Consider the following 22551-nt stretch of genomic DNA (forward strand, 5'->3'; position numbering starts at 1 on the left):
CGATACTCGGACGAACATCCGGAATTGACACGGCGGAACCTCTGGCGCGTTCGCCGGACGGTTCGCTAGGGTCCGAGACATGACGCCCCAGATCGGTGTGGACGGTCCGGCTTCCGACGCTTTGCTGCGCGCAGGGCGGTTCTTCACGAGGTGGGACGAAACCGCCGATCATCGTGCCGCGTTCCTCGAGGGTGGGCGCGAGGGCGACGCGTTCTACCGCGACCGGTGGAGCCACGACAAGGTCGTCCGGTCGACGCACGGCGTGAACTGCACGGGCTCCTGTTCGTGGAAGGTGTACGTCAAGGACGGCATCATCACGTGGGAGGCCCAGGAGACCGACTATCCGAGCGTCGGCCCCGACCGTCCCGAATACGAGCCCCGCGGTTGCCCCCGCGGGGCTGCGTTCTCCTGGTACACCTACTCCCCCACGCGTGTGCGCTACCCCTATGTGCGCGGGGTGCTGCTCGAGGAGTACCGCGCCGCAAAGGCGCGGGGCAACGACCCGGTGGAGGCGTTCGGCGAGATCACGAAGAACCCCGAGAGCCGTCGCCGCTACCAGCGGGCGCGTGGCAAGGGCGGTCTGGTGCGCGCGTCGTGGCGTGAGGCCGTGGAGCTCGTCGCCGCCGGGTACGTGCACACGATCAAGGAGTACGGCCCCGACCGGGTCGCGGGCTTCTCGCCGATCCCGGCGATGTCGATGGTGTCGCACTGCATCGGCACGCGCTTCACGCAGCTCGTCGGCGGCGTGATGACGTCGTTCTACGACTGGTACGCCGACCTCCCGGTCGCGAGCCCGCAGGTCTTCGGCGATCAGACGGACGTCCCCGAGTCGGGCGACTGGTGGGATGCCACGTACCTGATGATGTGGGGATCGAACGTGCCGGTCACCCGCACGCCCGATGCGCACTGGATGGCCGAGGTGCGCTACCGCGGCACGAAGGTCGTCACGGTCAGCCCCGACTACGCCGACAACACGAAGTTCGCCGACGAGTGGCTGCCGTGCCAGGCCGGCACCGACGCGGCACTCGCGATGGCGATGGGCCACGTCGTGCTCAAGGAGAACTACGTCGACCGTCGCGTGCCGTTCTTCGCCGACTTCGCGCGCCAGTACACCGATCTTCCCCATCTCGTGCGGCTCACCGAGCGCGACGGCGCGTATGTTCCCGGCACGTTCGTCACGTCGAAGGACCTCGGCGGCGACACCCCCGAGGACGAGTGGAAGACGGTGGTGCTGGATGCTGCGACCGGCGCTCCGCGCGTGCCCAACGGCTCGATGGGGTTCCGGTACGCCCCGTCCGGCGAGGGCCGCTGGAACCTCGACCTGGAGGGCGTGGAACCCGCGCTGTCCATCGCCGACCTCCCCTCCGCGACCGGAACTCCTGAGGCGGTCGAGGTACTCCTTCCCCGCTTCGATTCCGCCGACGGCGAGGGCGCCGTGCTGCACCGGGGCGTCCCGGCGACGCGGGTGGGCGGCATCCTGGTCACGACCGTCCTCGACCTGATGCTCGCCCAGTACGGCGTCGCCCGCGACGGACTGCCGGGCGACTGGCCGACGGGGCTCGACGACGCCGAATCTCCGTACACGCCCGCGTGGCAGGAGGAGATCACCGGCGTGCCGGCGCAGGCGTGCACGCGCATCGCGCGCGAGTTCGCCGCGAACGCGGTCGAGTCGAACGGCCGGTCGATGATCATCATGGGCGCCGGCATCTGCCAGTGGTTCCACGGCGACGCGACGTACCGCGCGATCCTGGCGCTCCTGATCCTCACCGGGTCGATGGGGCGCAACGGCGGCGGCTGGGCGCACTACGTCGGGCAGGAGAAGTGCCGCCCGATCACCGGCTGGCTGTCGCTCGCGAACGCCCTCGACTGGTCGCGCCCGCCCCGCACGATGATCGGCACCGCGTACTGGTACATGCACACCGACCAATGGCGCTTCGATGGGTACTCCGCCGACGCGCTGGCGTCGCCGCTCGCCGACGGCAATCTCGCCGGCATGCACACCGCCGACACGATCGCCCAGTCCGCGCGGCTCGGCTGGATGCCGTTCTACCCGCAGTTCGACGTCAACCCGCTCGACCTCGCCGACCGGGCCGATGCGGCGGTGGCGAACGGAGAGGCGGCGGATGCAGCATCCTTCGTCGCCTCGCAGCTCTCCTCCGGCGAGCTGCAGCCCGCGATCGCCGACGTCGATGCTCCGGAGAACTGGCCACGCCTGCTCACGCTGTGGCGGTCGAACCTCATGGGATCGAGCGCGAAGGGCAACGAGTACTTCCTCAAGTACCTGCTCGGCACCCACAACAACGTCATGGCGACCGACGAGGCCAGCGTGCGCCCGAACGACGTGAAGTGGCACGAGGAGATCCCCGAGGGCAAGCTCGACCTGCTCGTGTCGGCCGACTTCCGCATGACCTCGACGACGCTCCTGTCGGACGTCGTGTTCCCCGCGGCGACCTGGTACGAGAAGCACGACCTGTCGTCGACCGACATGCACCCATTCGTGCACGCGTTCACGCCGGCGATCGACCCGCCGTGGGAGGCGAAGAGCGACTTCGACCTGTTCCACGCGATCGCCGTCGAGTTCTCCGAGCAGGCGCGCACGCATCTCGGCACCCGGCGTGACCTCGTCTCGGTGCCGATGCAGCACGACACCCCGGGCGAGACGTCGCAGCCCGGCGGCGAGGTGCGGGACTGGGCGCGCGGCGACACCCCCGGCATCCCGGGCAAGACCATGCCGCAGTTCACGGTCGTGGAGCGCGACTACACCGCGATCGCCGACAAGCTCGCCGCCGTCGGTCCGCTCGCCGACAGGCTCGGGTTCGCGATCAAGAACGTGACCTACGACCTGTCGCACGAGGTCGAGCGGCTCGCGCAGAAGAACGGCGTCATGCTCGGGGGCGCGGCCGATGGCCGGCCCGCGATGGACACCGACGTCAAGATGGCCGAGGCGATCCTCGCGTTCTCGGGCACGACGAACGGCGAGCTCGCGTCGCAGGGCTTCCGCACCCTCGAGAAGCGCGTGGGCAAGCCTCTCGCCGACCTCGCCGAGGGTTCCGAGGAGAAGCGCATCACGTTCGCGATGACGCAGGCGGCGCCGGTGCCGGTGATCACGTCGCCGGAGTGGTCGGGTTCCGAGACCGGCGGGCGCCGGTACGCGCCGTTCACCGTCAACATCGAGCGGCTGAAGCCCTTCCATACGCTCACCGGCCGCATGCACTTCTACCTCGACCACGCGTGGATGCGCGACCTCGGCGAGGCCCTGCCGATCTACCGTCCGCCGCTCGACATGCACCGCCTGTTCGGCGAGCCCAAGCTCGGGCCGAACGGCGAGCAGCAGGTCGTGGTGCGCTACCTCACGCCGCACTCGAAGTGGTCGATCCACTCCGAGTACCAGGACAACCTCTTCATGCTGTCGCTGTCGCGCGGCGGCCCCACGGTCTGGATGAGTCCGGCGGATGCCGCGGCCATCGGCGCCGCCGACAACGACTGGGTCGAATGCGTGAACTCGAACGGCGTGCTCGTGGCACGGGCGATCGTGTCGCATCGCATGCCCACCGGCGTCGTCTACGTGCACCACGCGCAGGAGCGCACGATCGACGTGCCGAAGTCCGAAGCCACCGGCCGGCGCGGCGGCATCCACAACTCCGTCACGAGGCTGCTCGTGAAACCCACGCACCTCATCGGCGGATACGCGCAGCTGTCGTATACGTTCAACTATCTGGGACCGACCGGCAATCAACGCGACATGGTGGCGACGGTGCGCCGTCGCTCGCAGGAGGTGGTGTTCTGATGCGCGTGATGGCCCAGATGGGCATGGTCATGAACCTCGACAAGTGCATCGGATGCCACACCTGCTCGGTCACCTGCAAGCAGGCGTGGACGAACCGGGCGGGCACCGAGTACGTGTGGTTCAACAACGTCGAGACGCGGCCCGGCCAGGGCTACCCGCGCCGCTACGAGGACCAGGAGCAATGGCGCGGCGGGTGGACGCTCAACAAGCGCGGGCGGCTGTCGCTGCGCACCGGCAGTCGCGCGAAGCGCCTGTTCTCGATCTTCTCGTCGCCGGTGCAGCCGAAGCTCGAGGACTACTACGAGCCCTGGACCTACGACTACGAGACGCTCATCGACGCGCCCCTCGGCGACGACTTCCCGGTCGCCCGCCCGAAGTCCCTCATCACCGGCGAGGACACGAAGATCACGTGGTCGGCGAACTGGGACGACGACCTCGGCGGCGCGTCCGAGATGGGCCATCTCGACCCGATCGTCGAGCGGGTGCGGCGCGAGTCGGAAGACAAGATCAAGCTGCAGTTCGAGAAGACGTTCATGTTCTACCTGCCGCGGATCTGCGAGCACTGCCTCAACCCGTCGTGCATGGCGTCGTGCCCGTCGGGCGCGATCTACAAGCGGGCCGAGGACGGCATCGTGCTCGTCGACCAGGACCGCTGCCGCGGGTGGCGCCAGTGCATCACGGGCTGCCCGTACAAGAAGATCTACTTCAACCACAAGACCGGCAAGGCCGAGAAGTGCACGCTCTGCTACCCGCGCCTCGAGGTCGGCATCCCCACCGTCTGCTCCGAGACGTGCGTCGGGCGCCTGCGCTACCTCGGCCTCTTCCTCTACGACGCGGACCGCGTCACCGAGGCGGCGTCCACGCCCGATCCGAAGGACCTGTACGAGGCGCAGCTCGACCTCATGCTCGACCCGAACGACCCCGAGGTGATCGCCGCGGCTCGCGCGCAGGGCGACATCCCCGAGGACTGGATGGATGCCGCGCGCCGCTCCCCCGTCTACGCCCTGGCCAAGACGTACCGGGTGGCGCTGCCGCTGCACCCGGAGTACCGCACGATGCCGATGGTCTGGTACATCCCGCCCCTGTCGCCGATCGTCGACCTGCTGCGCGACCAGGGCCACGACTCGGAGGCCGCCGGCACCCTGTTCGGCGCGATCGAGGCGCTGCGGATCCCCGTCGAGTACCTCGCCGAGCTCTTCACCGCGGGCGACACCGACATCATCACCGGCGTGCTGTGGCGCCTCGCCGCGATGCGCTCGTACCTGCGCGACATCACGCTCGAGCGCGAGCGCGACGAGTCGATCCCCGAGGCCGTCGGCATGACGGGCGAGTCCATCTACGCGATGTACCGGCTGCTGGCGATCGCCAAGTACGAGGACCGTTACGTCATTCCCACGGCGCACTACGAGCGTGCGCACGAGCTCGAGGAGCTCGGCTGCTCGCTCGACTTCGACGGCGGCCCGTACGGCAACGAGTCGGGCATGTTCGGCGAGGCGAGCGGCAGGCCGACTCCGGTCGCGGTGGAGACGTTCCACGCCCTCAAAGAGCGCCAGACCTCCGACGCCGCCGCGAGCGGGGAGTCGCTGCGCGGCCGCGTCAACCTCCTGAACTGGGACGGCAACGGCGCACCGCCCGGTCTCTTCCCCCCGAAGGATGCGGCTCCGGATGCTGCTCCCGGAGGCTCGTCGTGAACGTCCGGGTGGTCTACCAGGCGGCGTCGCTGTGCCTGAGCTACCCGGATGACGGCGTGCTCGGCTCTTCGGCGCTGATCGGCCAGGCGCTGACGGAGGCGGCGCCCCGGGCGCTAGCTGGGCCCCCGCACCCGGAGGCTCCGCGTGGCGCGCCAGCGCCACGTGGAGGGGGAGCGGGGACCTTCGCCCCTCTCCTCGAGTGGTGGGCGAAGACGCCGGCGTCCGAGGTGCAGACGGTGTACGTGGACACATTCGACATGTCGCGGCGCCACGCGCTGTACCTGAGCTACTGGACCGACGGCGACACGCGCCGGCGCGGCGCGGTGCTCGCCGATCTGAAGCGGAGGTACCGCGAGGCCGGGCTCACGATCGACGGCACGGGCGAGCTGCCCGACTTCCTGCCGCTCGTGCTCGAGTTCGCACGGCATGCTCCGGGCGAGGGCGCGGCGCTGCTGCAGGAGTACCGGCCGAGCCTCGAGCTCATCCGCCTCGCCCTCGCCGAGCGCGGCTCGCCCTACGCCGGCGTCGTCGCGGCGGTGTGCGAGACGCTCCCGGGCCGCTCCCCCGCCGACCGCCAGCAGGCGATGGCGATGGCCGCCGCCGGACCGCCGCGCGAGTCCGTCGGACTCGACGCCCACGACCCGCGGCTGCTGCCGCTCGAGCCGGTCGGGAGGCACTGATGGACCTGTTCCTGTGGGGCATCCTCCCCTACATCATGGTGGCGGTGCTCGTCGGCGGCACGATCTGGCGCTACCGCTACGACCAGTTCGGCTGGACCACCCGCTCGTCGCAGCTCTACGAGTCGCGACTGCTGCGGATCGGGTCGCCGCTGTTCCACTTCGGCATCCTCGTCGTGATCATCGGCCACGTCATCGGCCTCGTGATCCCCAAGGCGTGGACCGACTTCTTCGGCATCTCGGATGAGATGTACCACCTCGCCGCGCTCGGCCTCGGCACGGTGGCCGGCATCGCGACGCTCGTCGGCGTCGGCATCCTGATCTACCGCCGCCGCACCACCGGCCCGGTGTTCATGGCGACGACGAAGAACGACAAGACCATGTACGTCGTGCTGGTGGCCGCGATCGTCGCGGGGCTCGCGACCACGGTGCTGGGGGTCATCGGCCCGCACCAGGAGCTCACCTACCGCGACACGGTCTCGCCGTGGTTCCGGTCACTGTTCGTGTTCCAGCCGAACATCGCCGCGATGAGCGAGGCGTCGCTCGACTACCAGATCCACACCGTGATCGGCATGGTGCTGTTCATGATCTGGCCGTTCACGCGGCTCGTCCACGCGTTCACGGCGCCGGTGCACTACCTGTTCCGCCCGTACATCGTCTACCGCTCGCGCGACGGGCGGCCGACGACGGCGCGCGGGATCCGGCGCGGCTGGGCGCCGGTGGGCACCACCGACCGCACCCCCGACCGCAAGGCGACCACGACAGGCAAGACGGGAGGCACACGACGATGACGACGGATGCTGCGGCCCAGGCCGCGCAGAACACCCAGGCCCTGCCGGGCCGCACCAAGAACCTCCTGCTGGCACTGCTGGCCTTCACCATCACGTTCTGGGCGTGGAACCTGGTCGCGCCGCTGGCGGTGCAGTACACCGCCGAGATGGGGCTGACCTCGACGGAGGCCTCGCTCCTCATCGCGACTCCGGTGCTGGTCGGGTCGCTCGGCCGCATCCTCACCGGTGCGTTCACCGACCGCTTCGGCGGTCGCCTGATGTTCACGGTCCTGACGGCGGCCTCGGCCGTGCCCGTCGTGCTGGTGGCCCTCGCCGGGGTGTGGGGGTCGTATGCGCTTATGATCGCGTTCGGGTTCCTGCTCGGCATCGCCGGCACGACCTTCGCGATCGGCATCCCCTTCGTGAACGCCTGGTACGAGCCGGCCAAGCGCGGCTTCGCCACGGGCCTCTTCGGCGCCGGCATGGGCGGCACCGCCCTCTCGTCGTTCTTCACTCCCCGCATGGTGGCCTGGTTCGGCTACTTCGCCACGCACCTCATCATCGCGGGCGCACTGCTCGTGGTCGCGGTCATCGTGTGGCTGTTCATGCGGGACTCGCCGCTGTGGAAGCCGAACGACGCCCCGGTCATGCCGAAGCTCAAGGCGGCGTCCAAGCTCGCCGTGACCTGGCAGATGGCGTTCCTCTACGCCGTGACCTTCGGCGGCTTCGTCGCGTTCTCGACGTACCTGCCGACCTACCTCAAGGAGGTCTACGGATACGACCTCGCCGATGCAGGCGCCCGCACCGCGGGCTTCGCGATCGCCGCGGTCATCGCCCGTCCGGTCGGCGGCTGGCTGTCGGACCGCATCGGCCCGGCGACCGTGCTCAGCATCTCGCTCGGCGGCGCCGCCGTGATGGCGGTCGTCATCGCTCTGCAGCCGCCGCCCGAACTCGCGGCGGGGGCGTCGTTCGTGCTCATGGCCCTCTTCCTCGGCCTCGGCACCGGCGCGGTGTTCACGTGGGTGGCGCAGCGCGCCCCGGCCGAACGGGTCGGCACCGTCACCGGAATCGTCGGTGCCGCGGGCGGGCTCGGCGGCTACTTCCCGCCGCTCGTGATGGGCGCGACCTACAACGCCGAGGCCCACAGCTACACCATCGGGCTCAGCCTGCTCTGCCTCACCGCGCTGGTCGCGCTGGGCTTCGTGATCTTCCTGGCCCGGCGGCAGCGGCGCACGGCCTGAGGCCGCGGGCGCGACTGCTGCACGTTCCTTCACCCGCTGCGTCGCGCGACGCAGCAGGTGCAGGACACTGCAGCAGTTGTCGGAAGCGAGCCGCGCCGAGCCCGCTCAGCGGACCATCGAGAGCGCGATGAGCCAGGCGGCGATGCTGAGAACGAGCGCGATCAGCGGATACCAGAAGGCGCGGCGCTTGCGCGACAGCGCGACGATGCCTGCGACGGCGCCGATCACGGCGAGGGCCAGCGGCAGGTAGCCGCCCAGCACGATCGCCACCGTGTTGTCGTTGTTGCCGATGGCCCACACGAGCGACACGAAGAAGAGAACCACCGCGGCGCCGACCGAGAACCCGATCAGGAGCAGCGTCGCGACGAGGTCGCCGATGCTCCGCTCGGCGGGGGCGGACGCGCTCATCGGTCCAGCCCGATCTCGTAGTGCACGAAGCCGGTGTGGGTCGCGACGCGGTCGTAGAGGGCCCGCGCGGTGGTGTTGGTGTCCTGCGTGAGCCAGTACACCTTCGCGGCGTCGTGCGCGCGCGCCCACTCGGTCACGTGGGCGATGAGGCCGCGCCCCGCGCCGCTGCCGCGGGTGTCTGGGGCGACGAAGAGGTCCTCGAGGTAGACGTAGGGCGCCGGCGACCACGTCGCTGCGTGCGTGAGCCAGTGGACGAAGCCGATGGCGCGCCCGTCGTCGTCGGTCGCCACCGCCCCGTGGATCGGGAACTGGCGGTCGAGGAGGCGGTTCCACGTCAGCGCGGTCTGCTCGTCCGACACCTCGGACTCGTAGAACTCGATGTAGCCGCGCCAGAGCGGGAGCCAGGCGTCGCGGTCGGCAGGGGCGAGGGGGCGGATCTCGGTCACGAGCCCGAGAGTAGCGGGTCGCCCGCCTCAGACGAGCGCGGTGCGGGCGGTGCGTCGCGCGTGCGCGCTGAGGTCGTCGCCGCGCCGCGCGAGGAACTCCTCCAGCCGGCCGGGGTCGACCCGGCCGATCTCGCGCAGAGCGACGCCCACGTTCGTCTGCACCAGGTGCTCCGGATCGTCCGCCAGGATCTCGCACAGCGCGAGCGGGTCGTCGAGGTCGCGGGCGCGGATGATCGAGAAGGCAGCGGTGATCGCCGTGCGCCGATGCCAGCGGTCGTCGGAGCGCGCGAGCTCGAACAGCACGTCGCGCCGGCGGTCCAGCAGGTACAGGCCCACCACCCGCGGCGCGGACCGATCGATGTAGTCCCACGTGTCGATGCGATCGAGACGCCGCATCCACAGCTCGTACAGCGCCGCGCGGTCGACCCCCTTGGTCCGCGCCTGGAAGTCGAGGATCGACACCGCGACCATCCGCATCTCGTATGCGTCGGAGTCGAGCAGCCGGTCGACCTCGGTGAGCGGCATCCGCGAGTTCGCCTTCGCGATGTCGAACACCGTGCCCATGCGGACGCCGATCACCTCGGTGCGCGCGTCGGTCATGCGCCGTTCGATCTTGGCGCGTTCGTCGACGGATGCTGCGCCCTCGAGCGCCGCACGGACGCCCTCGGCGGTCGGCGCCCCGGGCTCAGTCACCGCCCTCGAGCCCTGACGGCCGCAGTTCGGCGCCGGCGTGCGCGAGCTCGGCGAGCGCCGCCTCGCTGGATTCGGCCGCGACGCCGGCGATGAGGTCGGTGAGGACGCGGACGTGCCGGCCGTGCTCGATGGCGTCGAGCGCCGAGGCGCGCACGCAGTAGTCGGTCGCGATGCCGGTGATGTCGACGTCGACCACGCCGTGCTCCTCGAGGAGGTGCGCGACGGTCACGCCGTCGTCGGTCGTGCCCTCGAACAGCGAGTACGCGGGCTTGCCCTGGCCCTTCTTGACGTGGTGGGTCACCGACGACGTGTCGAAGCCGGGATCGTACTCGGCGCCTTCGGTCCCGCTCACGCAGTGCACCGGCCACGTGTCGACGAAGTCGGGCTCCGGGTGGAAGTGCCCGCCGTTGTCGCCCTCGGCGTGGTGCCAATCGCGGGAGGCGACGATCACGGCGTACTCCTCGGCATGGGTGACGAGGAACTCCGAGATGCGCTGCGCGACGGCGTCGCCGCCCTCGACGCCCAGGGCACCGCCCTCGGTGAAGTCGTTCTGGACGTCGACGATGAACAGCGCCTTGCTCATGGTTCGAGCGTACGCCTGTACTCCTCACGGGTGAGCGGGTGCCCGTCCCCCGCCACGAGCTCGGGGTCGGTCTCGGCGGGCAGCGCTTCGACAGGGTCAGCGACCGGAATCCGCGGCTCCGCATCCGGTGCTTGGGGCGCGGCGACCGGCGTCTCGGGTTCAGCGTCCGGCGTCTCGGGTGCAGCGATCGTGCCGGTCACCGAGCCCGCCGAAGGGCCGACGTCCCGCCGCCAGAGCTTCGAGGGCCACCAGATCGCCTTGCCGATGTCGTACGAGAGCGCCGGCACCAGGAGCGACCGCACGATGAACGTGTCGAGCAGCACGCCGAACGCGACGATGAACGCGATCTGCGCGAGGAACAGGATCGGGATCACGCCGAGCGCCGCGAAGGTCGCTGCGAGCACGAGTCCCGCCGAGGTGATCACCCCGCCGGTGGCGACGAGGCCGCGGAGGATGCCGGGTCTCGTGCCGTGGACGAGCGACTCCTCACGTACCCGCGACATCAGGAAGATGTTGTAGTCGACTCCGAGCGCCACGAGGAAGACGAAGCCGTACAGCGGCACGGCGGGATCCGCCCCCGGGAAGCCGAACACCTCGTTGAAGACCAGCGCGCTGACGCCGAGCGCCGTGGCGAACGAGAGGATCACGGTGCCGATGAGCAGCACGGGCGCAAGGATCGAGCGCAGCAGCAGCATCAGGATGAGGAGGATCACTGCGAGGATCACCGGGATGATCACCGTGCGGTCGCGCGTCGACGTGTCGTTGGTGTCGATGTCGGTGGCCGTCTCGCCGCCGACGACCGCGGTGCCGGCACCGAGCGTCTCGTCGAGGTCGGCGCGGAGGTCACGGACGGTGTCCTCCGCGGCGACGGAGTCGGCGGCATCCGTCAGCGTCCCGATCACGAGCACGTCACCCTCGGAGACCGTCGGCGCGGGCGCGGGCGTGCCGGGCGGGCCGACAGCGGTGAACACGGGGTCGCCGTCCTCGACTGTGACCTGCGCCTGCCCCGTCGGGGAGTCGTCCGACGCGACCGACACCGACTCGATCCCGTCCGACGCCTCGAGCACGCCGACCGCGTCGGCGAGGTCCTCCTCGGGCACGATCACGTACACCGGCGAGCCGGAGCCCGCCGGGAAGTGCTCGGCGAGCACGTCCTGCCCGTCGCGCGCCTCGGAAGAGCCGAGCACGAGATCGCTCGTGGGCACCCCGTCGGCCTTGAGCTGAGTGATGCCGACGGCGCCCGCGAGCAGCACGATCGTGCATGCGATCCACACCACGCGCGCGTGACGGGCGACGAAGCGCGCCTGGCGCGGCCACAGGCCCTTGACCGGCTGCGTGAGGTCGTCGGGGATCATCGCGATCGGCTTCTTCGGGATGAACGGCCAGAACGCCGATCGCCCGCACAGCGCCAGCAGCGCCGGCAGGAACGTCAGCGCCGACAGCATCGAGAACGCGATCCCGATGGACGCGATCGGGCCGAGCGCGCGGTTGGTCGCGAGGTCCGAGAGCAGCAGGCACAGCAGGCCGGCGATCACGGTGCCGCCCGAGGCGAGGATCGGCTCGAAGGCTCCGCGCCACGCCGAGAGCGTGGCATCCCATTTCGACATGCCGGTCGCGATGGACTCGCGGAACCGGGCGACGTACAGGAGGGCGTAGTCGGTCGCCGCGCCGATCACGAGGATGAACAGGATGCCCTGCACCTGCCCGTTGAGCACGACGATCCCGGCGTAGGCGAGCCACCACACCGTCAGCAGCGCCACGCAGAGCGCGAACACCGACGTCAGGAGCACCAGCACGGGCAGCAGCGGCGAGCGGTAGACGATCACGAGGATCAGGAACACCGCGATCAGCGCGACGCCGAGCAGGAGCCCGTCGATCCCCAGGAAGCCCTCGACGAGATCGGCGGTGAAGCCGGCAGGACCGGTGACCCAGCCCTCGAGTCCGGCCGGCAGATCCTCGGCCACGAGCGAGCGGATCTCCTCAACCGTCGGTCCGACCTCGCCCGAGGCGTCGATGGGCACGAAGATCTGCACCGCCTCGCCGTCCTCCGACGGGATCGGCGGCGACACGTCCTCCTGCACTCCCTCGATCTCGGCGATGTCGTCGGCGAGCGCCTGCACGTCCGCGATGTCGTCGTCGGAGAGCTCACCGTCGCCCGTGACCACGACCACCGCGGGGATGCTCTCGCCGCCGAGGAACCCGGCGAGTCTCTCGTTCACCTGCGTCGCATCCGCGCTCTCGGGGAGGAACGACGAGCGGTCGTTGCTCGACACCTCGTCGACCTTGCCGAAGTAGGGGCCGCCGATGGATCCCACGGCCAGCCAGACGAGGACGAGGAGGGCGGGGATCCCGATCCGCAGCCAGCCCGAGGGGCGACGGTTCGCGTGGTGAGGCGAGGTCATATCGCTAGCTTATCTAGCGAATTGGATATTCTCCGACCACTTGACATCCGGATCGCAGACCCCCACGCGCCGCGCTCCTAAGCTGGGTCGCGATGATCTCCGCCGCCATCGCCCTCGTGGGCGCCATCGTGTACGGCTCCGCGGACTTCCTGGGAGGCCTCGCCGCCCGGCGCCTGCGCTCGATCGTCGTGACGGCGGTCGCCGCGCTCTCCGGGCTCGCGGCCCTGCTCGTTGCCCAGCCTCTCTTCGGCGGCGTGTGGTCGGCGCCCGACGTCGCATGGGGTGTGCTGGGCGGCATCTTCAGCGTGGTCGCGATCGCACTGCTGTACGCATGCCTCGCGATCGGACCGATGAGCATCCTGTCGCCGCTGACCGCGGTGGTGTCGGCCGTCGCCCCGATGCTGTGGGGTCTGCTCGTGAACGGCGACGCCCTCGCACCCATCGGATACGTCGGGCTCGGCGTGGCGCTCGTCGCCGTCGTGCTCGTGGGCTTCATCCCCGGCGAGAAGATCGTCCGGCCGAGCGCCCGCGGGCTGGCGATGGCGGTCGGCGCGGGCCTCGCGATCGGCGCGTTCCTCATCGTGCTCGACCAGACCTCGGATGACAGCGGACTCGTGCCGCTCGTGACGAGCCGCGCGACGAGCGCCGTCGTGACCGGTGCCATCGTCGGCGGCCTGGCCCTCGCCGCTCTGCGCCGCGGCGAGCGCGCGCGCTCGGTCCTCCCCGTCGCCGGGCTCCCCCTGGGCGCGACGCCCAGTGGACATGCCGACCTCGAGCACGCGACGACAGGTGTCGGGCGCGTCGTGGCTTCAGCGCGTCAGGCGTGGTGGCTGGCGATCGCGTGCGGAATCGCGGATGCTGCGGCCAACGCCCTCGCCCTGTTCGCGCTGCGCACGGGCGACCTGGCCGTGGTGTCGGCGCTCACCGCGCTCTACCCCGCCGGCACCATCCTGCTCGCCGCGATCGTGCTGCGGGAGCGGGTCGCCGCGGTGCAGTGGATCGGGCTCGGCCTCGCGCTGGCCGCCGGAGGCATGCTCGCCATCGCGTGAGCCCGGCCGCAGGCGGGATCGGCGGATCAGCCCCGCACGAACAGCATGACGAGCGACGTCACCAGCGCCACCACGCCGAGCGCCAGCATCCCGATCGCGAGTCGGGTGACCGCACGCACCGCAGGGGAACCGTGGGTCAGCCGCATGCGGTTCAGCGATCCGCGCCGCACGAAGATGTCGGCCATGTCGGCGTCGCCGATGTGGTGATCCTGCTCGTGGGTGAGGTGCGCCTCGCCGACGCCGCCGTCCTCGTCGAACCAGCGCACGAGCCGGCCGTTGGGGCCGGTCTCGACGACCGCGCGCACCGGCAGCCACGTGCCGTCGAGGAGGTACATGATCAGCGCGATGCCCGCGAGGAGTGCGCCGACGCCGAACCCGATCCACGAGAAGATCTCGGCGAGGGCGTCGATCGCCTGAGACACCGCATCACCGTCCTTCGGATACGGAAAACGGCCGCTGTGCGCGGCCGTCTCCGGTTCTGAGCCCAGCCTAACGGATCACCCCGCCGGCTTCGGCACCACGTCTCACCGCCACTACGAGTCCCTGCCGCCCTCCTCCGAGCGAGCGCTCTCGCTCCGCGTCTCGGTCTTGAGGATCCTCACCGACTGCCCGACACCCTTCGCGAGAGCGGGAAGGCGCGCCGCGCCGAACAGCAGCAGGATCACGACGAGAAGGAGGATGAGGTGCCAGCCGCCGATGTTCGCGAGCATCACGTCGTCCTCCCCGTCAGATCTGGTCGCCGACGAGGGCGAGGCACTGGATGGCGGCGAGCCCGTACTGCGCGCTCGCGTTGGTGCCGAACGGGGCGTCGTCGACCGGATTGAGCACGGCCGGCCCATCGATCCGGGTCGAGGTGAAGGCGAGACCCTCGGCGTAGCCGGCGTGGCCCGTGCGGAACTCCTTCCACGCGCGCTTCGCGAGCGTGGTGTCGCCGAGCTGATGCGCCGCATACGCCGTCGCCCGCGAGTACGCCTGACGGAGGTTCTGGCTCCCCCACGAGACGCCGGTCACCGCTGCCTGCTCGGCCGATGTGCCGTTGTAGAGGCGGCAGTAGTTGACCCACTGCTCGGTCACCTGGGGATCGTCGATGAGATCGATGAGCTCGGTCATGAGCTCGATGAGCCCGAACACCGAGTCGAGCGAGCCGACCGACACCGTCTTCTCGGTCTCCTCTCCGAACGTGCCGTCGGCCAGGTTGTAGCGCGGCGTGCCACCTTGCGCCCATCCGTTCGGCAGCGCGGCGATCGTCTTGGCCCCGTTCACGAGCTTCGCCTGGGCGATCGGATCGCCGTTGCGCTCCCATTCGGCGAGCCACGCCAGCGCGAGCGCGCCCCAGTCCGTCGTGGTCGACACGCTGAGGGCGTCGGGCTGCGGGTCGTACGCATCCGTGCGGATCTTGCGGGAGGGGTCGAGCACGAGGAACGTCTTGTCGGCGTCGACGAGGTCGCGCATGAGGTCGCCCACACGCTCGTCGGCGGTGAGGAAGTAATAGAACCGACGGTAGCCCGCGTTGCTGATGCGCTGCTGCTTCGCACTGTCACCCCAGTGCATGATGCCGTGACGGGTGCCCAGGTCGGCCCACTTGCCCAGGTGGTACACGTCGACCTCGCCGGTGTGCCGCGTCATCGCCTCGGCGAAGCGGAATGCGGCGGCATCGCCCGTGCGCAGGTAGTGGTACCACAGCCACATGTCGGTGCTGAGCTCGGAGTTGTCCCACGCGTAGCCGCCCACGTCGTACCGCCACACGTGCCGGTCGCGGTCGAAGTCGTGCATGACGTCGCCGTAGTCCCAGAACCCGTACCAGGAGCGCTGGTCCACCTGCTGCACGTACCAGGAGTGCATGAAGGCGAGCTTGTCCTCGATCGTGGTCTTGGCGAAGTTGGAGCGGTCGACCGGCGCCCAGGACCCGAACACGCCCGCCGAGTGATTGTGCTGCGGACTGCTCACCAGGAGCGGAGGCGTGGCCGCAGCATCCGCCATCGCACTGAAGTCGGCGGCGGACGGAGTCGCACCGAGCGCCCAGAAGCTCAGCTCCGTCGTACGCGCGACGCCGTACGGGGTGCCGAAGCCGGGCTCGTAGTCCTCGTAGGTGATCTCGAGCGCGTCGAGCTGCTTCTCGTAGGTGTCCTGGCCCAGGCCGTCGTGGTAGAACCGCAGGTCCATCGCCTCGGCGCGCGGCGACCACATCCACACCGTCGCCGTCGCCTTGTCGGTCGAGGCGCCGGTGATCTCGAGCTCGGTCGGGTGCAGCTGCCAGAAGTTGCGCATGCCGAAGGCGAGTCCGCCGCCCGGCGTGCCGACGTACGCGAGACCGCGCGAGCGCGTCCCGCCATCGGCGCGGATCCACGAGTGGCCGGCGGACGTGCGCTTGCGGATCTCGAACCCGTGAGCCGTGAGCTGGCTGAGGCTGTAGTCGCCGAACGCGGGGATCCACTGCAGCCGTGAGGTGACGCGCTGGTCCCACGTGGCGGGGTCGGGCGTCCAGGCGCCGGCGATCTGCGCGTCGCGGGCGGCAGCCCCCGGGTCGCGGCGCTGGCCGGTGATCCCGCGGACGGCCTCGCCGAGCACGCCCTGCCCCGCGCCCGCGAAGCGCACGTGGCGGTCGTGCAGCTGCGCGGCGAGCGGGACCGTGAAGCGGATGCCGAGCCCGTTGATGAAGTCCTTGTTCTCGTCGCCGTCGAAGACGAAGGTGTGCACGACGCGGATGCCGTCGGAGCCGGCGTACAGGTAGAAGCGCAGGTCGAACGGCAGCCACGAGCGCTTGCCCTTCTTGTGCGTGCCCTTCACGCGGATGACGGCGCGGACCGGGCCGGACTGCTCGACGACGACCTCGCCCACGTCGCCCTGGAACCACTCGTTGTCGATCTTGTCGCCGGCGTCGGTGTCGGGCACGTTCTGGCGCCCGGCGACGAGGCGGCCTTCCTCTGCGATGACGGTGTTCCCTCGCCGGATGACCGAGACGATGCTCTTGCCGTTGCGGGGGAACTCGACCGTGACGACGCCGGTGTCGACGACGACCTTGCCGGGGTTCTCGGTGACGGTGACGGGCGCCGCCGGCGCGGCGGCGGTGCCGGGCTGCAGCGAGTACGTCGTCGACCGTTCCGCGGAGGCGGCCACGGCGTGGGCGGTCCACTTGACCGATCCGTCGGGCCACCAGCCGGTCGGCCAGGTCTGAACGGGGATGCTGGCCCCGCTCTCGGCGACGAGCGTGAAGGACTGGTCGGGCGCCAGCGCGCCCTTCGGCCACGGCACACCCCACGTGGTGCCCGCGGTCAGCTGGGACGGCACCCCGCCCTCGAGCCAGCGCAGCGGCACCGGACCGTGGCCGGTGAGCCGGGCCGGCACGATCCGCCCGAAGGCGTCGCGCGCGGCCGGGGCGGCGTTCGCGGCGCTCGTCGACGCGAAGGTGAACGCGGTGGCGACGCCGGCGGCAAGAGACGTCTGCAGCAGTCCGCGACGGCTGATGTCCATGTGTGTGACTCCTCATCGAATCCTTCGGAGCCGCCTCGGCTCCGACGGCACCGACCTTACGGACGGCACCGAGCGGGGCACGGACAAGTGGACAAAACCGGTCATGACCCGGACTTCGTGTGATCTGCGCGGGCGCGACGAAGCCCCGGGCGTTTCGACGCGCCCGGGGCTTCGCGCAGGATCGCTCAGCCCGCGCGCGAGACCACCGCGCGAGCGGCGAGCACGAGCATCCCGGGGACGAGCACCACCAGCGGGGCGAACATCCACACGACGAGCCCGCTCAGGCCCAGGGCGAGCAACAGGAGGAACGAGCCGGGGACGTCGCGCACGGACTCCTCCGCCGCGCTGCGGATCAGCGTGCTCCAGGAGGCGGTCGGCCGCCAGCGCGCGATCGCGCGGAGCAGCACGACGCCGATGCCGAGACCGATCAGTCCCGACGCCCAGCGGTAGGCCGCGCCGCCGGGCATCTCGAGGATCACCGGGCTGGTGAGCGTCGCGGCGATCGCCCAGAATGCGGCGGCGGCGAGAACGCCCCACAGCCAGCCGCGTCTCAGCGCTCGCAGGAAGTCCCGGCCGAGTTCGAGCAGCGAGTCCGACTCCCCCTCGACGTGTCGCCGGAAGTGCGCGGCACCTGCGGCGAACGCGGGCAGCGCCGTCACGGCGGGGATGGCGAGCACCGCCACCGCGAGGCTGACCACGATCGTCTCGGAGAACAGCCCGAGCCCGCGGCTCGACAGCACGCGGGCGATGCGCTGGGCGCCGCGCGGCGGCCGTCCGGCCGCCCGGGCTCCCACCCGGGCGGCGGCGCCGTGGCGCGGGGTCGTGTCGGTGGCGGTCATCGCCTCAGCCCTTCAGTCCCTGGGTGGCGACCCCGTCCACGAGGTAGCGCTGGAAGATGAGGAAGAAGAGGAACACCGGGATGAGCGCCAGCACCGCCATCGCCATCTGCCCGCCGTAGTCGGCCGACGAGCTCTGGTCGACGAACAGGCGCAACGCGATCGGCAGCGTGTACAGGTCGGGGTCCTTGAGATACAGCAGCGGGCCGAAGAAGTCGTTCCAGGTCCAGATGAACGTGAAGATCGCGCTCGTGACCAGCGCCGGCTTGAGCAGCGGCAGCATGATCGATCCGAAGGTGCGGTAGTGGCCCGCGCCGTCGATGCGCGCGGCCTCGTCGAGCTCGCGCGGGAGGCCCCGCATGAACTGCACCATGAGGAAGACGAAGAACGCCTCGGTCGCGAGGAACTTGCCGAGAAGGAGCGGGGTGAAGGTGTTCACCATGCCGAGCGCGTTGAACATGATGTACTGCGGGATGATCACGACGTGGAACGGCAGCAGCAGCGTCGCGATCATGATGCCGAAGTACACAGAGCGGCCGGGGAAGTCGATCCGGGCGAACGCGTAGGCGGCGAGCGCCGACGAGATCACCACGCCGATCACCGACAGCACCGCGAGGATCGTCGAGTTCTGGAAGAACGTCCAGAACGACACTCCCCCGATGCCGCTCAGCGCGGTCTCGTAGTTCTCGAACGTCACCTCGCGCGGCAGGAGTTGCGCATTGCCCACGATCTGCGACGACGGCTTGAAGGTCGACAGCAGCATCCAGGCCACGGGGTAGAGGATCACCACGAGGAGCGCGAGCACCACGACGTGGAACACGATCTCCTTGCCCGTCCAGCGGCGCCGGGTGCGGGCACGGCGTGCCGCCTTGCCCTCGTCGGCGGTCACGAGCAGCTGCGTTGCGCTCATCGTCCTTCGTCTCCTGCGTAGTGGACCCAGAACTTCGAGCTGCGGAAGAAGATCACCGTGATGAAGGCGATCACGAGCACGAGGACCCAGGCCATGGCCGAGGCGTACCCCATCTGGAAGTCGCGGAAGCCGCGGAAGTAGAGGTACAGCGTGTAGAAGAGGGTCGACCGCGCGGGGCCGCCGGTGCCGCCCGAGATGATGAACGCGGAGGCGAACACCTGGAACGCGTTGATGGTCTCGAGCAGCAGGTTGAAGAAGATCACCGGCGAGAGCATCGGGATCGTGATGGCGCGGAACTTGCGGATCGGGCCCGCGCCGTCGACGGATGCCGCTTCGTAGAGCTCGTGCGGCACCTGCTTGAGTCCGGCGAGGAAGATCACCATCGGGGCGCCGAACTGCCAGACCGCGAGGAGGATCAGCATCGGCATTGTCTTGTCGGGGTCGCCCACCCAGCCGCCGGCCGGGAAGCCGAAGAGCTGCTGGATGCTGTCGACCGGTCCGTCATCGATGAACATGGCCTTCCACACCACGGCGATCGAGACCGACGCACCCACGAGCGACGGCAGGTAGAAGGCGGAGCGGTAGAAGCCGCTCCCGCGGAACGCCGCGTTGAGGATGAGCGCCACACCGAGTGCGGCCGCGAGCTTGAGCGGCGTGCCGACCAGCACGTAGACGGCGGTGACCTTCCACGCCTGGAGGTAGTCCGGGTCGCTCCACAGTCGGACGTAGTTGTCGAATCCGATCCACTCGGGCGGGCTGAACAGGTTGTAGTCGGTGAAGGAGAGGTAGAGGGAGGCGACCATCGGCCCTGCGGTGAGCAGCAGGAAGCCCAGCAGCCAGGGGGCGAGGAAGACGTATCCGGCGCGGATGTCCTCCCAGCGGCGCCGGCGGCGGCGCGGCGCCGGCGGCGGCGTCCGCACCTCCGGCGGCACGGGGGGTGCGAGTGTATCGGCGGTCATGACGGTTGCTCTCCCGGAAGTCGCGGGCGGCGTGCAGCGGTGCACGCCGCCCGCGGGGTGGTCACTTCAGTGCGTTCTCGGCCTCGGCGAACCACCGGTCGGCCGCCTCTTCGGGCGTGGCCGCACCGTAGGCGACGTCCTGGCTGATCGCCACGAAGGTCTGCTCGAGCGTTCCGAGGCCCTTCACGGCCGGCGGTGCCTGGCCGTCCAGCTGGTCGGCGACGGACTCCTGGTAGGCGAGGATCTTCTCGTCGAGCTCGTTCGCCTCGATGCCCGCGGCGGCGCTCGACGATGCGGGCACGCCACGCGACATGCCGAAGATCGCGCCCACCTCGGGGTCGTTCACGAGGAAGTCGATGAACTTCGCCGCCTGTGCGGGGTGTTCGCTGTTGGCGCCGATCGAGAGCATCAGACCGGGCTTGAGGAACATGCCCGTGTTGTCCTCGTCGTCGTAGGGCGGGATCGCGAGCGACAGCTCGGGCTTCGCGGGTCCCTCGCTGAAACGGGCGAGGAAGTTCGCCCAGCTGACGTCGCTGGCGATCTCGCCGGCGCCGAGAGCGTCCACGCCCTCGAGCTGCGCCTGACGCTCGGCCGGCATGACCCCACCCGATTCCTGCAGCGTCGCGCTGCGCGACCACCAGTCGGCGAGGTCGCCCTTCTCGAAGCCGAGCTCGTCGCCGTCGATGAGCGACAGACCCTGCTGGCCGAGCCAGATCTGGAACAGCCAGAAGTACTGCGTGTAATCGAGCGAGCCGTAGACGGCCGGGCTGTTCGCCGCGCCGGCCTTCGAGACCTCCGCGAGGAAGTCGTCGTATTCGTCCCACGTCAGCGGGCCGTCGGGCACTTCGACTCCCAGCTGCTCGAGCAGCGGACCGTTGTAGAGCGTCGCGAGCGTGCTGCTGGATGATGCGAGACCGACGATCTTGTCGTCGACGGCGCCCGCCTGCACGAGCGACGGATCGATGCCGTCGGTGTCGATGGCGTCACCGAGGTAGTCGTCCAGCGGCAGCACGTGCCCGAAGCCGCCGTATTCGGCGAGGTAGGCGAGGTCCATCTGGAACACGTCGGGGAGGGTCCGGCTGGCGGCCTCGGTGTTGCGCGAGGTCCAGTAGTCGCCGAAGCTCGCGTAGCTCGTCTGGATCGTGATGTTCGGGTTCTGCTCCTCGAACAGATCGATCGCCGCCTCGTACCGCTCGGCGCGGCTGGCGTCGCCCCACCACGCGAAGTTCAGCGTGACCTCCTCGTCGGGATCCGCGCTCGCAGCGGGTTCGGCCCCGCCGCTGGCGCAGCCGGTCAGGAGTGTCAGGGCCCCCACTGCGAGGACGGCCCCCGCGGTGAGTGCGCCTCGCCGTGCCGTGGCACTGGTGAATGCTCGGGATGTCATCGGAGCCTCCTTGCTCGTTGCCTCTCGTCGCTCGCCCGGCGATCGCACCGGGGCCGTGCAGAGACAATGTAGGTCGGGGCTCGACCGGTCGTGAGCAAGCGGACAAAAGCGATCACGAAGCCGCCCCGCACGACTCGCGCACCGTCAGTCGCGGCAGCATCGTGATGTGCCGCGCGGCGCTGTCGGGCGCCGCGATGCGCTCCGTGAGGATGCGCATTGCTTCCTGCCCGAGGTCGCGTCCGGGCGGGGTCACGCTCGTGAGCGGCACCATGGCGAGCCCCGCGGTGTCGTCGTCGAACGCGACGACCGCGAGATCATCGGGAACACGGATGCCGCGGTCCATGGCGAGCTCGACGAGCCGTGCGGCGTGCACATCGGTGTGCACGAGCGCCGCGTCGGTGCCGGTGTCGCGGCAGGCGTCGAGGAACGCGATGAGAGCGTCGTCCAGCGGATCGCTCTCGCCGTCACCGCCCTTCGGGAGCGCGACGGACGGCGCCCCGGCGAGGCCGAGCCGGGCCACGGCGGCGCGGTGGCCGTCACGGATGAGCGGCGCCGTCGGTGTGCGGTCGAAGAGCGCGAGGCCGACCGAACGGTGCCCGAGCAGGGACAGATGCTCGACCGCGAGTTCGGCGCCGCGCTCGTGATCGGTGCGGGCGCTGTCATAGACCGCCAGCGCCGTGGATTCCAGTCTCCGCTCGAGGAACACGACCGGCACCGGGATGGTGCGCACCCACTCGGCCAGCTCCGCCTCGGTGCGGCTGCGCATGGTCGGAGCGAACACGATGCCCGCCACGCCGATCTCGATCAGCCGTTCGACCTGCCGCTGCTCGAGGTCTTCGCGATACTGCGAGGTCGCGAGCACGACACGGGTGCGCACGCCGTGGGACGCGGCATCCATCCCCCGCACGATCTGCGGGTAGTGGCTGACCGATCCGGGCACGACGACGCCGACGTTCGTGCGCGCCGCCTGCGGGACGGCGGGGGCGCCGACGGCGATCGCGCCGCCGTGGACGCGGGCGAGCTTGCCCGCCTTCTCGAGCTCCACGATGTCGCGGCGCACCGTCACCTGCGAGACGCCGAGCTGCGTCGCGACGTCCGCGGCGCTGACGCTGCCGTGGAGCTCGACCTGGCGCAGCAGGTGCTCGTGACGTGTCCTCGGCAGTGAGTTCTGTCCAGTCATGGGTGCGAAGTCCGTTCGTCGCAGTCTGATCCGGTTTGACCGATCGATGATCGGAATTGTCCGA

19 protein-coding genes are annotated in these 22551 nt (G+C 70.1%); 6 read left to right on the forward strand and 13 right to left on the reverse strand.

Translation table 11 applies throughout. The features are described 5' to 3' along the window. Positions 1–79: 79 nt before the first annotated feature. The 5 genes from ACFVSU_RS20190 to ACFVSU_RS20210 are packed head-to-tail and all read left to right on the forward strand — an operon-like array spanning position 80 to position 8166. Entirely contained in the window at positions 80–3787 is a 3708-nt protein-coding gene (locus ACFVSU_RS20190; RefSeq protein WP_387147227.1) for a nitrate reductase subunit alpha, read from the forward strand. Then, complete coding sequence (gene narH / locus ACFVSU_RS20195) at positions 3787–5478, forward strand: nitrate reductase subunit beta (RefSeq protein ID WP_387147229.1); 1692 nt, start codon at positions 3787–3789, stop codon at positions 5476–5478. The genes ACFVSU_RS20190 and narH overlap by 1 nt, the downstream gene beginning before the upstream one ends. Then, positions 5475–6158, forward strand: a complete 684-nt coding sequence (gene narJ, locus ACFVSU_RS20200) for a nitrate reductase molybdenum cofactor assembly chaperone (RefSeq protein WP_387147232.1) — start codon at positions 5475–5477, stop codon at positions 6156–6158. The genes narH and narJ overlap by 4 nt, the downstream gene beginning before the upstream one ends. Beyond that, positions 6158–6946, forward strand: a complete 789-nt coding sequence (gene narI / locus ACFVSU_RS20205; RefSeq protein ID WP_387147235.1) for a respiratory nitrate reductase subunit gamma — start codon at positions 6158–6160, stop codon at positions 6944–6946. The genes narJ and narI overlap by 1 nt, the downstream gene beginning before the upstream one ends. Beyond that, positions 6943–8166 (forward strand): nitrate/nitrite transporter, encoded by a 1224-nt coding sequence (locus ACFVSU_RS20210; protein ID WP_387147238.1) that lies wholly within the window; start codon positions 6943–6945, stop codon positions 8164–8166. Before narI ends, ACFVSU_RS20210 begins: the two co-directional genes overlap by 4 nt. A gap of 105 nt (positions 8167–8271) precedes the next feature. Here ACFVSU_RS20210 and ACFVSU_RS20215 read toward each other — a convergent pair whose 3' ends face one another. The 5 genes from ACFVSU_RS20215 to ACFVSU_RS20235 are packed head-to-tail and all read right to left on the reverse strand — an operon-like array spanning position 8272 to position 12698. Beyond that, positions 8272–8574, reverse strand: coding sequence for a hypothetical protein (locus ACFVSU_RS20215; RefSeq protein WP_387147241.1), 303 nt, complete (start codon positions 8572–8574; stop codon positions 8272–8274). Next, entirely contained in the window at positions 8571–9020 is a 450-nt protein-coding gene (locus ACFVSU_RS20220; RefSeq protein ID WP_387147244.1) for a GNAT family N-acetyltransferase, read from the reverse strand. Before ACFVSU_RS20220 ends, ACFVSU_RS20215 begins: the two co-directional genes overlap by 4 nt. A gap of 27 nt (positions 9021–9047) precedes the next feature. Further along, complete coding sequence (locus ACFVSU_RS20225) at positions 9048–9713, reverse strand: DNA alkylation repair protein (protein ID WP_387147247.1); 666 nt, start codon at positions 9711–9713, stop codon at positions 9048–9050. Then, entirely contained in the window at positions 9706–10296 is a 591-nt protein-coding gene (locus tag ACFVSU_RS20230) for an isochorismatase family protein (protein ID WP_387147250.1), read from the reverse strand. The genes ACFVSU_RS20225 and ACFVSU_RS20230 overlap by 8 nt, the downstream gene beginning before the upstream one ends. Then, the gene (locus tag ACFVSU_RS20235) at positions 10293–12698 is read right to left on the reverse strand and encodes an MMPL family transporter (RefSeq protein WP_387147253.1); all 2406 of its coding nucleotides are present in this window, start codon (positions 12696–12698) and stop codon (positions 10293–10295) included. The genes ACFVSU_RS20230 and ACFVSU_RS20235 overlap by 4 nt, the downstream gene beginning before the upstream one ends. A gap of 92 nt (positions 12699–12790) precedes the next feature. Between ACFVSU_RS20235 and ACFVSU_RS20240 the strand changes: the two genes are divergently transcribed. Then, complete coding sequence (locus ACFVSU_RS20240) at positions 12791–13747, forward strand: EamA family transporter (RefSeq protein WP_387147256.1); 957 nt, start codon at positions 12791–12793, stop codon at positions 13745–13747. Between the two features lie 26 nt (positions 13748–13773). Here ACFVSU_RS20240 and ACFVSU_RS20245 read toward each other — a convergent pair whose 3' ends face one another. From ACFVSU_RS20245 to ACFVSU_RS20280, 8 genes are all read right to left on the reverse strand, one after another. Beyond that, a complete protein-coding gene (locus ACFVSU_RS20245) occupies positions 13774–14169 on the reverse strand; it encodes a hypothetical protein (protein WP_310292444.1) in 396 nt (131 codons plus the stop codon). Positions 14170–14280: 111 nt separating this feature from the next. Continuing rightward, positions 14281–14457, reverse strand: a complete 177-nt coding sequence (tatA, locus tag ACFVSU_RS20250) for a twin-arginine translocase TatA/TatE family subunit (protein WP_387147260.1) — start codon at positions 14455–14457, stop codon at positions 14281–14283. A 16-nt stretch (positions 14458–14473) separates the two neighbouring features. Then, a complete protein-coding gene (locus ACFVSU_RS20255) occupies positions 14474–17218 on the reverse strand; it encodes a Tat pathway signal sequence domain protein (RefSeq protein WP_387147263.1) in 2745 nt (914 codons plus the stop codon). Between the two features lie 185 nt (positions 17219–17403). Next, positions 17404–18057, reverse strand: coding sequence for a hypothetical protein (locus tag ACFVSU_RS20260; protein WP_387147267.1), 654 nt, complete (start codon positions 18055–18057; stop codon positions 17404–17406). Between the two features lie 4 nt (positions 18058–18061). Continuing rightward, on the reverse strand, positions 18062–18964 hold the full coding sequence (locus tag ACFVSU_RS20265; RefSeq protein ID WP_387147270.1) for a carbohydrate ABC transporter permease: 903 nt from the start codon (positions 18962–18964) through the stop codon (positions 18062–18064). Further along, complete coding sequence (locus tag ACFVSU_RS20270; RefSeq protein ID WP_387147273.1) at positions 18961–19923, reverse strand: carbohydrate ABC transporter permease; 963 nt, start codon at positions 19921–19923, stop codon at positions 18961–18963. Before ACFVSU_RS20270 ends, ACFVSU_RS20265 begins: the two co-directional genes overlap by 4 nt. A gap of 61 nt (positions 19924–19984) precedes the next feature. After that, positions 19985–21307, reverse strand: coding sequence for an ABC transporter substrate-binding protein (locus tag ACFVSU_RS20275; RefSeq protein ID WP_387147276.1), 1323 nt, complete (start codon positions 21305–21307; stop codon positions 19985–19987). A 112-nt stretch (positions 21308–21419) separates the two neighbouring features. Beyond that, positions 21420–22487, reverse strand: coding sequence for a substrate-binding domain-containing protein (locus ACFVSU_RS20280; RefSeq protein WP_387147279.1), 1068 nt, complete (start codon positions 22485–22487; stop codon positions 21420–21422). Positions 22488–22551 lie beyond the last annotated feature (64 nt).

This window comes from Microbacterium sp. NPDC058062, assembly GCF_042885375.1.
Classification (GTDB): domain Bacteria; phylum Actinomycetota; class Actinomycetes; order Actinomycetales; family Microbacteriaceae; genus Microbacterium; species Microbacterium trichothecenolyticum_C.